Here is a 13574-nt window from a genome sequence, read left to right on the forward strand (position 1 = left end):
TAGATTGGGTTGAGGCGCAAGCGAAACCCAACAAAGTCTTGATAATGTTGGGTTTCGTTCCTCAACCCAACCTACGCGGATCAAGATTGGTCATAAGCTGCCAAAAATTCTTCCCGCGAAATACCTGCTTGAGTACATATACTTCTCAAAGTTGAACCTTTAACTTGTGGGTGGTTAGGCATAGTTAATGGAGTTTTAGTGCCATCTTCATTTTCTCGCACCATGACAATATGTTCCCTTTCCCGGACAATACTAAATCCTAATAACTCCAATGCTTTAATCACCTTATTTTTGGGTGCGTCCACAGGAAATTTTGGCATTAAATAGTCACCTCGGCTTCAGCTATAAAAGCCTCTAAAACAGGTGATTCATCTTCCAAAACCTCCTCACCAAATACTTCTATATGGCATTGGATAGCTGATTTAACATCAGCTAAAGCTTCTGCATAAGTGTTACCTTCACCTACCACAACTCCTTTAATACCGAGAGGATAGGCGATATAGCCATCAGGATGCTTTTCAACAATAATTTTAATTGGTTTCATTGATTTAGCGTGTCGTAGTATAAGTTAAGCTTCTGATTACCAATTTTATTTTGCCTTCAGCAGTGATATTCGCGGGAAATTCGGATGCTTTCATATTGTTTTGATTGTTCGCCAGTTCTAATACTATTTTGACGCTGTTATTGTACAACTAGCTGCAAAGTGCTAAGGTACTGCTCTGCCAACGCCAAATTTTAAGATTGCTGCTGCTACTATTATTTTGAGTATTCTTGAATGATAAAACTTGTCTGCTGGATTTAGGCTGGTTCTGCTTTTTGACACGAATCAGGCGGTTTTGCAGTGTCGCCGCCCCAGCAGAACTTTGTGATTTAATATCTTGCAAGTAAGCGTGGAGGGTTTGAGTTTGTCCTATATAGTCTCTATCAGTTTTGCAGATAATGATGCCATTGTGAGAAATGCTGCTACGATGTAGGGCTATAAAGTCGTCACGGTTAAGAGTAATGACAACTCGCTGGTTTTGTGTGGCAAAATTTAGAACTTCCTCATCAGGGATACCTTGATTTGCTTGTCCTGCTTCGTAGGAAGTGAGAACATCGTAGCCTAACTGGCGCAGTTCTCTGACTATATCCATTGGAAAATTCTCATTAGAGTAAAGCTTAATCATCATCATCCTCAGTAAAGGTGATGATTGCTCGGTCTAATTGTTCATGGTGTTGTTCATAATAAGTCCAGGCAGCTTTTAGATCGTTAAGGGTTAGGGTAGGGTAATTTCGCAGTAACTCTTCCTCATCTGCTCCTTGTTGGCGAAAAGCCACCAGCGTCCACACAGGGATGCGCGTATTGCGAATGCGTGGCTGTCCACCACAGACACCAACTGTCACTTGAATTGGCTGGCTGCTTAGTCGTTTTTGTAATAAGATGCGTTCTTCTGGGGTGAGGGATTCGATTATTTTTACAAGTGAATCGACCAATCGCGTGTTCATCATTAACATACCCGGCGAACGTGATGATATTATGCTGCATATCGCAAAATTTCTACTTCAGCACCTTTATTAACTGCTTCTTCGGCGCATTGTAAAACTTGTTCTGTGACAGCAGCACTTAAATAATATTCGCCGCAATTATTACAAACTTCTGCTGGTACACCTTTAAGAATGACTATTGTATCATCTCGTTCTAAAGTTACTGTTACCTTTCCTGGTTGAGTTTCGCCGTGTTTACATAGGACGCATTGCATAAATTAAATACCTTTATTTACGTTTTATAAAATTATCTGTCTACAAACTTGAGTCAGGAATATAAGCCGTGACTACATAGCCAGTATCACTAATCTCATCATAGGAAAAAACAACATGAATTGGCTTACTATTAACAAAATCTAAAATTAGTTAGCTAGGAAAAGGAGTATCGTTTGGATTTTCTTCTATTACTTCTCCATAGTTAATAACTTGTTGTACTTCTTGTTGACTAATGCGGCGGAAAAACATCTTTTGGATTGCATGACGAGAGAAAACTAAATTTTAACAATACACAAGTTATACTCAATATGATTTATTTGATAAATGTTAAGTTTGAAGTTGTTATTGTACAACTAGCTGCGTTGCCAAATTTTGATTGTTTTGTCACGGCTACCACTTGCAAGAGTCCGCCCATCGGGACTAAAGACAACGGAAATAACCGAATCAGAATGACCAGTTAGGGTGTGAATTTCCTTACCAGTTTGCACTTCCCAGATTTTAATTGTTTTGTCACCACCTCCACTGGCAAGAGTTCGCCCGTCGGTACTAAAGACAATGGAACCAACCCAATAAGAATCACCATTTAGGGTACGAATTTCTTTACCAGTTTGCACTTCCCAGATTTTGATTGTTTTGTCACCACCTCCACTGGCAAGAGTTCGCCCATCGGGACTAAAGACAACGGAATTAGCCGAACCAGAATGACCAGTTAGGGTGCGAATTTCTTTACCAGTTTGCACTTCCCAGATTTTGATTGTTTTGTCACCACCTCCACTGGCAAGAGTTCGCCCATCGGGACTAAAGACAACGGAATTAACCCCATTCATCCAGCCAGAATGACCAGTTAAGGTGCGAATTTCTTTACCAGTTTGCACTTCCCATATTTTGATTGTGTTGTCACCACCTCCACTGGCAAGAGTTCGCCCGTCAGGACTAAAGACAACGGAATTAACAAAATTAGAATGACCAGTTAGGGTGCGAATTTCTTTACCAGTTTGCACTTCCCATATTTTGATTGTTGTGTCCTCACTACCACTGGCTAAAATCTGTCCATCCGGACTAAAGGCTACAGCTCTAACTCCAGCCCACCAGCCTGAATGACCTCTAAGAGTAGTGATTTCTCTCCCAGTTTGCACTTCCCAGATTTTGATAGTTTTGTCATCACTACCACTAGCTAAAATTTGCCCATTTGGGCTAAATGCGATGAACTCAACTGCTTTGGAATGACCTGTGAAAGTGTTTACACATTCCCAGATTTCAGGAACCGCAACAACGGGTGTTGGGAATTTTGGATTTTGAATTGGCAGATAAGGAGAAGATGTTACTGGTTTTGTTGGCGGTACTATCTCCGCACCCAACAAATCCAACCACTCCTGCACAGACTGGGGACGGAACTTGTAATTTAACGCCATACCCTTCATGATCGCCTCATTCACCCGATCGCTAACACTGCTATTCAAATCTTTTGGCGATCGCATGGTAAAATTTTGCAGTCTAGCTGGTGCTGGCATCGGCAATTGTCCAGTCAGCAAAGAATACAACGTGGCGGCTAAGGCGTAAACATCAATATATTCTCCCCTTTCTGCATCAGGTGCATACTGTTCTGGTGGCGCATAACCAGGGGTGAGACTTTCTGTATGCTGTTGAACTGCACCGGAAATAAATTGTCTCGCAAGACCAAAGTCAATTAGCACGGCTTCTGGTTTACCCGCCCGCATCATTATATTACTAGGCTTTAAATCCCGATGCAGTAAGCCGCGATCGTGAACTACAGTCAACGCATCACCAATTTGCCGGATATATAGCAGTGCTTCTGCTTCTGGTAAAGCACCTTTTTCGGTTATTTGCTTCCCTAAATCTTCGCCTTCGATATACTCCATCGCCATGCACGGCAGATTATCCTCATCAAAGACGTTTTCTACCTGCACAATATGCGGATGGCGACACAAAGCTAGTCGCAAAGCTTCATCACGAAAGTCATGCCGTAATTTATCTTGATGTGGTATCCATTGGGGATGATTGAGGATTTGTTCTCTGAGGGTTTTGATAACTCGCAACTCACCGCGTCGATTTTTCGCGAGATAGGTAATACCAACTCCACCTTCGCCCAATTTTCTCTCGATGATGTAGCGACTACCAAATAACTGCTGCCCTGGATTCCACACCATAGGTCAAGACTGTAGTTTTGCTGATATTTTATTTTGACATACGCAAAACTCAGTCCTGTGTCCAGAAAGATTTAAGCTGCTGCTGATGGAGCTTAAAATAGCAATATAACCGTTATCGGTTGAGTCCAATACACTCGGTCACTGCCGTGCCTCTACACGCGACGATATAATTTTGTATTGCATCCAACTGAGAACCGCTATATATTCAATCGCCATAAACCTATGACACCAGTAGTAGTTAAACCTTCATCTTGGCTAGAGAGTGGTATTCAAATCGAAAAAGTCAAGAATATTCATCTATTTAAAATAACAGACGAATTGCAAGCCAGAATGCAAGAACTTCTAGAGAGAAAAACATCTGATTCTCTAACACCAAAAGAAGCGGCTGAAATGGAAGCTATTGGTGAATTAGTGATAATTGTTAGCTACATCAATGGGATGATTACTTCTGAAGCCCGAAAATCTAACGAAACAGGAAACTGGGAACAGGGAATAGACAGAAACTAATATTTAAAAAAGGCGAGAGGTCGGGGAGACCCCGCCCCTACAGGTTTTGCGATTTAAAACTATCACGAATGGGATTTTGCTGCCCTGTTCAGCTCCCCGACTTTTCAAAAAAGTCGGGGATCTAAATTTAGGTTTATTGCATCAGAATATGCCGGATTAAAATACTCATGACCTCATCTGGGTTGTCGGTGGGTACTAGTGGACTCCAATCTCCGACGCTGGCGTAGCCAATTACCTGCAAATAGTGAATTGTACTGGTAACGGCTTTCTCGGAACCAATCAAGATATGCTTAATCGGTTTTCTCTTGGGAAATGGCTTTTCAGTCGATTGTTTAGCAGTAGGTGTATCTAAATATTCGCCTAGGAACTGTTCTAATTTTGACTGGGCGGAATTTTCTGATTGTGCCATGATTGTATTTGTCTCCTGATATAGGGGTGAGATAAGGGCGATCGCAGACTCTGGGCGGAGGGCGATCGCCTTTATCATGTCCCTATATTAAAGTATAATTTTATACTTGTCAACCATAAATGCAAAATTTCTTGTTAATAATTCCCAAGTTTTAATCGAAATAAATTAATACCAAGTTCTAATTTTTCAGGCGTAATTCGTAATTAATAAATGCAGAGGTTACCGGGAATTAATGATTTAAATTTTTTTGCTATTTTTTACCACTATATTGTTGAATAAAATCGAAAATTATGCTTCTACTATTTTCTATCATATAAGCTACATGATAGCCCCCTCCCTGCTTGCGGGGCTACCGTGTATACACAAGTCGAGTTGGGAATCAAATGGACGGAAAAAAACGGAACATTATTTTTAAAATCCTTGGTTTTCCGTCATATCTATATCAATAAGCAAATACTATTGATAATCATCTGGCTCAACTCAAAGCGAAGCTTAATAAGGATTGTGTCTTGCCAAGCAAGGATTTTAGGACTTGTGTATACACCGTAGGCTTGCGGGGAGGGGGTTGGGGGTGAGGTTCCTTGATAATCTGCTGCATCTGGCTAAAAAAAATTGCTAGATTTAGCAAAGTTTTAGCTAATCTAGCAAACCTAAATTATTTGTGAATCAAAAGATTTCTGATTTTTTAGAAAAAAATTCCAAACAGATTTAATTTCTTTGCGATTCGACTACTAACTTGACTTCACCACAACCGAATCGCCCTCAATTTTAGCGGCGTAAGTTTTGAGTGGTTTATCAGCCGGACCTTTTAGCACTTTACCATCGGCTGCAAATTCTGATTTATGACAAGGACAGGTGAATTTTTTGCCTTCCTCTTTCCATGTCACCGTACAACCTTTATGAGTACAGGTAGGGTTAACAGCAATCAGATTCGCCGATTTCGATTTACCAACTACCAATACAGGCCCAACAGGTGAGTTATTGGCAACTAACTGACCTGTTTTATCTAATTCTGCTGAAGTGCCGACCTTTTGCCAACCAGCGACTGGTGAAGATTTTGGTTCTGGTGTGGCTGTTTTATCAGAACAGGCGGCAATTGCTACAGGTAAAGAACTCGCTAGCAAACCTAAACCTACCCAATTAATGAAATCACGACGTTTCATAACTGATATTGATGTTATTTTTAAGAACTTTTAAGCTTGGATGAAAGGCGATCGCATTTCATAAAGTCTCTTCTTATGCAGAAAATGCATCAGGAAGTTACATTTTTGGCAATGATCCCCAAATTTCGTAGCGATTTATACGATTTTAGCGAAAATGCGCGTTTAACCTTAAGAGTATGTAAATCGTTACACTTTCAGTACCAGAACAGTCCTTACACATTTATCCAATGAATACACGGAAATATCTTTCCTGAAGCCATAATTTCAGCACCAAATATACATTATCACTGCTTTTGCCCTAGTAGACTGAGAAAAAAGTCAAACTACGGGTTAATTCATGTTGGGCAAAAACTCGCTTTAGTTCTCTGGGATTCAAAATTTGCAATGAGAGTCAGCTCATGACAGACACAGCAACTAGTACTACAGCCAGCCTCAATAAGTTCGAGAAATTCAAGGCTGAAAAAGATGGACTTAGCGTCAAAGCTGAGATAGAGAAATTTGCTTCCCTTGGTTGGGAAGCAATGGATGAAACAGACCGGGATCATCGGCTTAAATGGGTGGGTGTGTTTTTTCGCCCAGTCACGCCTGGTAAGTTTATGATGCGGATGCGGCTACCAAACGGTATTCTCACCAGCGATCAGATGCGGGTGTTAGCAGAAGTAGTGCAGCGTTACGGTGATGATGGTTGTGCTGACATTACCACGCGGCAGAATATCCAATTGCGGGGGATCAGAATTGAAGACTTACCAGATATCTTCAATAAAATGCACGCCGTTGGTTTAACCAGTATTCAGTCTGGGATGGACAACATCCGCAATATCACAGGCGATCCGGTGGCGGGTTTAGATGGGAATGAATTGTTTGACACGCGAGAATTGGTGCAACAAATTCAGGATATGCTCACCAACAAAGGCCAAGGCAATCCAGAGTTTACCAATCTTCCCCGTAAATTTAACATTGCCATTACAGGTGGAAGAGACAACTCAGTTCACGCCGAAATCAACGATTTAGCCTTTATTCCCGCATTTAAAGAAGGCGAATTCGGCTTTAACATCGTAGTGGGTGGCTTTTTCTCAGCCAAACGCTGTGAAGCGGCGATTCCCTTAAATGCTTGGGTTCCTCCCGCAGATGTGGTTGCTGTATGTAGAGCGATCGTCGAAGTTTTTCGGGATCATGGTTTACGTGGTAATCGCCAAAAAGCCCGCCTGATGTGGTTGATTGACGAGTGGGGTTTAGACAAATTCCGCTGGGAAGTCGAAAATCGTCTAGGTAAGTCCTTTATACCCGCCGCGCCAAAAGACGAAATCGACTGGGAAAAACGCGATCATGTTGGTGTATATAAACAAAAGCAACCGGGATTAAATTACGTAGGGTTACATATTCCTGTAGGTCGCTTGTATGCCGGGGATATGTTTGAAATCGCCCGTCTAGCATCGGTTTATGGTAGCGGTGAAATCCGGTTGACAGTTGAACAGAACCTGATTATTCCCAACATTCCCGATTCACGGTTAGTAACATTTTTAGCTGAACCATTGCTAGAAAGATTTGGCATTAACCCAGGTTTACTGACGCGATCGCTAGTTTCTTGCACAGGCGCACAATTTTGCAACTTTGCGCTGATTGAAACCAAAAATCGGGCTTTAGCAACGATTCAAGCCTTGGAATCAGAGTTAATTCTCACTCGCCCTGTACGCATTCATTGGACTGGGTGTCCTAACTCCTGCGGACAGCCACAAGTAGCCGACATCGGCTTGATGGGAACTAAAACCCGCAAAAATGGCAAAACCTTGGAAGGAGTTGACATTTATATGGGCGGTAAAGTTGGCAAAGATGCCCATTTGGGTACTTGCGTTACTAAAGGTATACCTTGCGAAGACTTGCCGCCAGTATTAAAAGATTTACTCATCCAGCACTTTGGGGCAAAACTCAAGCAAGAAGCCTTAGTTACGCATTAGGGCATAGGAAAAGAGATTGTCATCTTGAGTTGTGAAGTTTAAGACATGGAATCTCTTATGTAAATCCGCAAGTTTTTGCATTCAAATATCATAATTGGCGAATGGATGTTTTATCCATTTGGATTTGCTGGTGTCCAGGAAGTTGCGCTCGCCATAGGGATGAAAAATGAGAAAAAATTTTCATCCTTCTAGTTCATCATGCCTACTTTCAAGCAATTAGAAAAATGCTTTGGCATCCAACTTGAAAAGTATGATTTTTAACGCATAGCTCTGATGCTATTTTTACATTTACATTGACAAAATGTAATGGCAGATACAAATCAATTGGCTAAGTAATTCTAACTTTGGGTATTAGCAATAATTGAGACATTCCCTGGAGGTTGATTAATCAGGGAATCAAAATTTCAGCTTTCAATTCAGTAGCAATAAATAACCAGAAATATCTGAATTAAACAGGGTAATTAAACAATTATCCCTGCGTTGCTCCATGCAGTTTTGTAATTGAGGAAACTTTGAATGCTTAAAGGATTATTTTCATTCAGGGATCGCTATCGTATCCTGCATCAGACTTGGTTTGCCTTTTTTCTTACCTTTGTCTGTTGGTTTAACTTTGCGCCCTTTGCTACCACTATTGGTAAGCAACTACATTTAGCACCTGAGCAAATTAAAACTTTGGGCATTTGTAACCTCGCTCTGACAATTCCAGCGCGGCTAATTATTGGGATGTTGCTGGATCGTTTTGGCCCTAGAAAGACATACTCAATATTGCTAATGTTCGCCGCTGTTCCTTGTTTAGCAACAGCTTTATCACAGGATTTTAACCAATTAGTTATCAGTCGCTTACTGATGGGAATTGTTGGTTCTGGGTTCGTTGTGGGTATCCGCATGGTAGCCGAATGGTTCCCACCCAAAGAAATGGGAAGTGCCCAAGGTATTTATGGTGGTTGGGGTAATTTTGGTGCTTTTGGTGCAGAGTTTGCCCTACCAATGATTGCTGTGGCTACAAGCTTTTTGGCTGGTGGTGCTTCTAATTGGCGGTTAGCGATCGCACTTACAGGTATCATTGCTGCTATCTACGGCGTAATTTATTACAACAGCGTTCAAGATACGCCTACTGGCAAAGTTTACAAAAAACCTAAGAAAAATGGTGCTTTAGAAGTAACTAGTATTAAAAGCTTCTGGGCAATGATTCTCTCCAACTTTGGCTTAATTTTTGCCTTGGGTTTATTAGCTTGGCGCTTGGAACAAAAGAATATTCACTTTTTGAATTTAACCCAAATGTATTTGGTTTGGGTATTGTTAGCAGGACTGTTTGCTTACCAAACTTACAAAGCTTATCAAGTTAACAAAGAACTACTAATTGGCAAAAAAACCTACCCGCTTGCACAGCGTTATCAATTTAGTCAAGTTGCGTTACTGGAATTCACTTATATAACTAACTTTGGTAGCGAACTGGCAGCAGTTTCTATGCTCCCGGCATTCTTTGAAAAAACCTTTGGTTTAGAGCATGTAGTCGCTGGCATGATCGCCGCAACTTATCCCTTTTTAAACTTAATTTCTCGCCCCAGTGGTGGCGTAATTTCTGATAAATTTGGCTCCCGTAAATGGACAATGACAATTGTCAGTGCGGGTATTGGTGTGGGCTATTTAATGGCACATTTTATTAATAGTAGCTGGCCAATTCCCTTAGCGATCGCAGTCACCATGTTTGCTGCTTACTTTGCTCAAGCTGGCTGCGGTGCAACCTACGGCATTGTACCCCTAATTAAAAAAGAAGCCACAGGACAAATCGCCGGTAATGTCGGGGCTTACGGCAATTTTGGTGGTGTAGTCTACCTGACCATTTTTAGCTTGACTGACGCATCCACACTCTTTACCACAATGGGCGTAGCCGCGTTAATTTGCGCTTTTATGTGTGGCTTCTTCCTCAAAGAACCAAAAGGTTCCTTCGCTGGTGCTTATGAAGGCGAATCATCAGAAACAACAGCACCACCTCCACGGATTTTAGCTGAAGAGTAAATTTGGGCATGGGGCATTGGGCAATAGTCATTTGTCTCCCTTGTCCTCCTTGTCTCCCCTAGCCCCTAATCCCTAGCCTTTAGCCCCTAATCCCTATTTCCAGACAGGATAATTGCCATCATGAGTGAATTTACCAAAACCCTCTGTCCTTACTGTGGTGTTGGCTGTGGACTAGAAGTTTCGCCTCCAGCCCAACACGGAAAAGCGACTAATCGGGATAGTCAAGGAACTCCAATTTGGCGAGTACGGGGAGACAAAGCCCACCCATCTAGTCAGGGTATGGTTTGTGTGAAAGGTGCGACTATTGCTGAGTCTTTAGATAAAAATAGGCTTCATTACCCGATGGTACGAGACTCTTTAGATCAAGAGTTCCGGCGTGCCAGTTGGGATGAAGCTTTTGATATCATCACCAAGCGCATTCAAACAGTACGCTATACCCAAGGTACAGAAGCTCTATGTATGTATGGTTCTGGACAATTTCAAACTGAGGATTATTACATCGCCCAAAAACTCATGAAAGGGTGTCTGGGTAGTAATAATTTTGATGCCAATTCTCGTTTATGTATGTCTAGCGCTGTGGCTGGCTACATTCAAAGCTTTGGCTCGGATGGCCCTCCTTGTTGTTACGACGATTTAGAGTTAACCGACTGTGCATTTTTAATTGGTACGAATACCGCTGAATGTCACCCGATAGTTTTCAATCGTTTGGCGAAGTATCACAAAAAAAATCGCAAAGTCAAAATGATTGTCGTCGATCCGCGACGCACACCCACCGCAGAAGCAGCTGACTTACATCTAGCTATTCGTCCAGGTACAGATATTGACTTGTTGAATGGCATTGCTTATTTGTTAATGCGCTGGAACTACATTGAGCCTAGCTTTATTGAAGACTGTACTACTAACTTTCCTGCCTATGCAGAAGTGATTCGTCATTATGCTCCCGATATCGTGGCAAATCGTTGTGGGATCAGCGTTGCAGATTTAGAAACAGCAGCTCGCTATTGGGGTCAATCCCAGAGGGTACTGTCTCTCTGGTCAATGGGTGTGAATCAGTCCAGTGAAGGTACAGCTAAGGTGAGAACGATTATCAACTTGCACCTGATGACGGGACAGATTGGTAAGCCAGGAGCGGGGCCTTTTTCTTTGACTGGTCAACCAAATGCAATGGGAGGAAGAGAAGCCGGAGGTTTAGCGCACTTATTACCTGGTTATCGCTTGGTAAAAAATCCCCAACACCGCGCTGAAGTTGAGGATTTTTGGGGACTCCAACGAGGGCAAATTTCATCCAATCCTGGTCTAACGGCTTGGGATATGATTACGGGGTTAGAAGATGGCACAGTCGGATTGCTATGGATAGCTGCTACCAATCCAGCCGTCAGTATGCCAGATTTAGAACGGACTAAAAAGGCATTATTGCGATCGCCCTTCACTATATATCAAGATGCCTACTACCCAACAGAAACCGCTGCTTACGCCCACGTCCTTTTACCAGCTGCTCAGTGGGGTGAAAAAACTGGGGTGATGACCAATTCAGAGCGTACAGTCACCCTATGTCAAGCATTCCGGGAACCACCAAGAGAAGCCAAACCAGATTGGGAAATTTTTGCCGAAGTTGGACGGAGATTAGGCTTTGTCAAAGAATTTAGCTTTGCCAATTCCGCAGAAGTTTATGCAGAATTTGTGGAATTAACTCGCGATCGTCCCTGTGATATGACTGGTATTAGTCATGAAAAATTACAAACACAAGGCCCCACCCAATGGCCACACCCAGAACTGGACATGGGGACGCAAAGACATGATGACGCGGAGAACGAAGAGAACACGGGGACATTTTCACTCTCCGCGTCACCGCGTCCCAAGCTCTCCGCGTCTTCTTCTATCTCCGCGTCTTCCCACAAAGCAAAACGCCTCTACACCGATCTCCGCTTTCATACGCCTGATGGACGGGCGCGGTTTGGGGCGTATCACTCACGGGGATTGGCAGAACCACCAGACCCCAATTATCCTTTTGTATTGACTACTGGGCGACTATACGGACATTGGCACACCCAAACCCGTACTGGTAGAATTGAAAAAATTCGGCAAATGCACCCCGAACCGTTTATTGAGATTCATCCCCGCGATGCTGCTAGTTTAGGGATTACAGATAACCAGTGGCTAGAAGTGCGATCGCGTCGAGGTCAAGCAAAATTTCCGGCAAAAATCACAAAAGCGATCGCCCCAGGTACAGTTTTTGTCCCCATGCACTGGGGAGCGCTATGGGCAAACGAGGCTGAAGCTAATGCCCTCACCCATCCAGAATCTTGCCCCGATTCATTACAACCAGAATTAAAAGCTTGTGCAGTCCAACTGACACCAATTTCTGTAGAAGCGACACTCAAAAATTATCAACTCCAGTCCTTACAATGGTAAGCTGCTAAATAGATAACTAACTAATCAGTAAGTTGATAATTTGACCCATAGTTAATAGTCAATAGTTATGATTAATTTTTCTAATCCTCTAGATAAATCTAGAGGATTTTTATTTTATGTTTTGACTTTTAGCTTGGGAATGCCAACTAGGGTGTAGCAGATGAAAAAACTCCTCCATCGAATGATAAACGCTACCAAAGATGAGCCGTTTATGCACTTCATTGAAAAAATCGAAGTGATAGTTTCTAAGGTACTATCTGTGTTTATGGTAGTGGTTATTTTAGCCGCTATTGGTGATTTAGCTTTCTTTCTATTCAAAGAGTTATTTACCGCACCCTACGGCAAATTTAGCACCACAATATTTAAGACTTTTGGATTATTTTTAAATGTTTTAATTGCTTTAGAAATTTTAGAAAATATCACTGGATATCTGAAAAAACATGTCCTCCAAGTAGAATTAGTTATCGTCACATCTTTAATCGCTGTTGCTAGAAAAATTATTATACTTGACCTAGAAAAGGTAACAGGAATTGATATCATTGGTTTAGGAATTGCCGTTTTAGCACTATCAATTAGTTATTTAATAATCCGGTATAGCAATACCCGAAAGAGCAAGGTAAGCTCATCTCATATGGTGTACAAAGAACTTGACAAATCCAAGAAGATAATCAGAAAAGACCGTTATTGATTTCACTTTTGCTGATTGCCCCATACCTCATGCCCAATGACAAATGACAAATAACAAAATTTTTTTTGAATTTGAGGCAGATTTCGTTGAGTCCCTGCGTTGCATACCCATGCAAGTGCGTTACAAACTAGATACTAGTGGGATCAAACTAAAGTTGTCTGATTGGCATCAAATGTCTCAAACGGAACGAGAAGCTTTAGTTGAATTACCTTGCACTACGGAAACAGAAATTCAATCTTATCGGCAGTATCTCGAACAGTTAATTTTAACCCGCACAGGTATACCAGCTAAACAATTGCCGATTGAACCCCAGCCTGAATGGATGGACTCGACTAATTTACCAGCTAGCGTTCAAGAAAAAGCTCAAGAACTAGCTCTTACTATCACAACTCAACAGTGGGAATCTTTAACTCCTTTACAGCGGTTTGCGCTGATTAAACTCAGTCGTTCAGGACATGAAAATAAAAACTTTCCCAAAGCGATCGCAGAATTTCATTTGAGCTAGGGGCTAGG

General features: G+C 41.9%; 13 protein-coding genes and 2 pseudogenes. 6 read left to right on the forward strand and 9 right to left on the reverse strand.

Features of this window, described 5'->3' with window-relative positions; genetic code table 11:
- Positions 1–80: 80 nt before the first annotated feature.
- From AACU32_RS27390 to AACU32_RS27420, 7 genes and pseudogenes are all read right to left on the reverse strand, one after another.
- Complete coding sequence (locus AACU32_RS27390) at positions 81–320, reverse strand: type II toxin-antitoxin system HicA family toxin (protein ID WP_096604306.1); 240 nt, start codon at positions 318–320, stop codon at positions 81–83.
- Complete coding sequence (locus AACU32_RS27395; RefSeq protein WP_339378317.1) at positions 320–544, reverse strand: type II toxin-antitoxin system HicB family antitoxin; 225 nt, start codon at positions 542–544, stop codon at positions 320–322. Before AACU32_RS27395 ends, AACU32_RS27390 begins: the two co-directional genes overlap by 1 nt.
- Positions 545–692: 148 nt before the next feature.
- Entirely contained in the window at positions 693–1172 is a 480-nt protein-coding gene (locus AACU32_RS27400) for a DUF5615 family PIN-like protein (RefSeq protein ID WP_339378318.1), read from the reverse strand.
- Positions 1159–1488, reverse strand: a complete 330-nt coding sequence (locus AACU32_RS27405) for a DUF433 domain-containing protein (protein ID WP_339378319.1) — start codon at positions 1486–1488, stop codon at positions 1159–1161. The genes AACU32_RS27400 and AACU32_RS27405 overlap by 14 nt, the downstream gene beginning before the upstream one ends.
- A gap of 26 nt (positions 1489–1514) precedes the next feature.
- Positions 1515–1739 carry a type II toxin-antitoxin system MqsA family antitoxin gene (locus AACU32_RS27410; RefSeq protein WP_096604308.1) on the reverse strand — a complete coding sequence of 75 codons (225 nt, stop codon included), beginning with the start codon at positions 1737–1739 and terminating at the stop codon, positions 1515–1517.
- 151 nt (positions 1740–1890) lie between these two features.
- Positions 1891–2001 (reverse strand): annotated as a pseudogene (locus tag AACU32_RS27415) (DUF4258 domain-containing protein); the annotation flags it as partial.
- A 92-nt stretch (positions 2002–2093) separates the two neighbouring features.
- Complete coding sequence (locus tag AACU32_RS27420; RefSeq protein WP_096604309.1) at positions 2094–3908, reverse strand: serine/threonine-protein kinase; 1815 nt, start codon at positions 3906–3908, stop codon at positions 2094–2096.
- A gap of 222 nt (positions 3909–4130) precedes the next feature.
- Here AACU32_RS27420 and AACU32_RS27425 point away from each other — a divergent pair, with 222 nt between their 5' ends.
- Positions 4131–4415, forward strand: coding sequence for a hypothetical protein (locus AACU32_RS27425; protein WP_096604310.1), 285 nt, complete (start codon positions 4131–4133; stop codon positions 4413–4415).
- 133 nt (positions 4416–4548) lie between these two features.
- On the opposite strand, the gene AACU32_RS27430 is transcribed toward AACU32_RS27425, so the two are convergent.
- Both AACU32_RS27430 and AACU32_RS27435 read right to left on the reverse strand, forming a co-directional pair.
- Entirely contained in the window at positions 4549–4824 is a 276-nt protein-coding gene (locus tag AACU32_RS27430; RefSeq protein WP_096608201.1) for a hypothetical protein, read from the reverse strand.
- Positions 4825–5555: 731 nt separating this feature from the next.
- Positions 5556–5987 carry a QcrA and Rieske domain-containing protein gene (locus tag AACU32_RS27435; protein WP_096604311.1) on the reverse strand — a complete coding sequence of 144 codons (432 nt, stop codon included), beginning with the start codon at positions 5985–5987 and terminating at the stop codon, positions 5556–5558.
- A 398-nt stretch (positions 5988–6385) separates the two neighbouring features.
- Here AACU32_RS27435 and AACU32_RS27440 point away from each other — a divergent pair, with 398 nt between their 5' ends.
- From AACU32_RS27440 to AACU32_RS27460, 5 genes and pseudogenes are all read left to right on the forward strand, one after another.
- Positions 6386–7942 carry a ferredoxin--nitrite reductase gene (locus AACU32_RS27440; protein WP_096604312.1) on the forward strand — a complete coding sequence of 519 codons (1557 nt, stop codon included), beginning with the start codon at positions 6386–6388 and terminating at the stop codon, positions 7940–7942.
- 516 nt (positions 7943–8458) lie between these two features.
- On the forward strand, positions 8459–9961 hold the full coding sequence (locus tag AACU32_RS27445; RefSeq protein WP_096604313.1) for a NarK family nitrate/nitrite MFS transporter: 1503 nt from the start codon (positions 8459–8461) through the stop codon (positions 9959–9961).
- 120 nt (positions 9962–10081) lie between these two features.
- Complete coding sequence (locus AACU32_RS27450) at positions 10082–12373, forward strand: molybdopterin oxidoreductase family protein (RefSeq protein ID WP_096604314.1); 2292 nt, start codon at positions 10082–10084, stop codon at positions 12371–12373.
- 160 nt (positions 12374–12533) lie between these two features.
- Positions 12534–12980: pseudogene (locus AACU32_RS27455) on the forward strand (phosphate-starvation-inducible PsiE family protein); the annotation flags it as partial.
- A 124-nt stretch (positions 12981–13104) separates the two neighbouring features.
- Positions 13105–13566: a nitrate reductase associated protein gene (locus AACU32_RS27460; protein WP_096604316.1), complete on the forward strand. Its 462-nt coding sequence runs from the start codon at positions 13105–13107 to the stop codon at positions 13564–13566.
- Positions 13567–13574: the final 8 nt, after the last annotated feature.

Origin of the sequence: Calothrix sp. NIES-2100 (genome assembly GCF_963875285.1) — a bacterium.
GTDB lineage: Bacteria > Cyanobacteriota > Cyanobacteriia > Cyanobacteriales > Nostocaceae > Aulosira.

Coding starts and splice junctions, on each gene's coding strand:
- AACU32_RS27395 (WP_339378317.1), bottom strand. CDS start 544: ATGAAACCAATTAAAATTATTGTTGAAAAGCATCCTGATGGCTATATC.
- AACU32_RS27430 (WP_096608201.1), bottom strand. CDS start 4,824: ATGGCACAATCAGAAAATTCCGCCCAGTCAAAATTAGAACAGTTCCTA.
- AACU32_RS27460 (WP_096604316.1), top strand. CDS start 13,105: ATGACAAATAACAAAATTTTTTTTGAATTTGAGGCAGATTTCGTTGAG.
- AACU32_RS27425 (WP_096604310.1), top strand. CDS start 4,131: ATGACACCAGTAGTAGTTAAACCTTCATCTTGGCTAGAGAGTGGTATT.
- AACU32_RS27440 (WP_096604312.1), top strand. CDS start 6,386: ATGACAGACACAGCAACTAGTACTACAGCCAGCCTCAATAAGTTCGAG.
- AACU32_RS27420 (WP_096604309.1), bottom strand. CDS start 3,908: ATGGTGTGGAATCCAGGGCAGCAGTTATTTGGTAGTCGCTACATCATC.
- AACU32_RS27405 (WP_339378319.1), bottom strand. CDS start 1,488: ATGATGAACACGCGATTGGTCGATTCACTTGTAAAAATAATCGAATCC.
- AACU32_RS27450 (WP_096604314.1), top strand. CDS start 10,082: ATGAGTGAATTTACCAAAACCCTCTGTCCTTACTGTGGTGTTGGCTGT.
- AACU32_RS27410 (WP_096604308.1), bottom strand. CDS start 1,739: ATGCAATGCGTCCTATGTAAACACGGCGAAACTCAACCAGGAAAGGTA.
- AACU32_RS27400 (WP_339378318.1), bottom strand. CDS start 1,172: ATGATGATGATTAAGCTTTACTCTAATGAGAATTTTCCAATGGATATA.
- AACU32_RS27435 (WP_096604311.1), bottom strand. CDS start 5,987: ATGAAACGTCGTGATTTCATTAATTGGGTAGGTTTAGGTTTGCTAGCG.
- AACU32_RS27390 (WP_096604306.1), bottom strand. CDS start 320: ATGCCAAAATTTCCTGTGGACGCACCCAAAAATAAGGTGATTAAAGCA.
- AACU32_RS27445 (WP_096604313.1), top strand. CDS start 8,459: ATGCTTAAAGGATTATTTTCATTCAGGGATCGCTATCGTATCCTGCAT.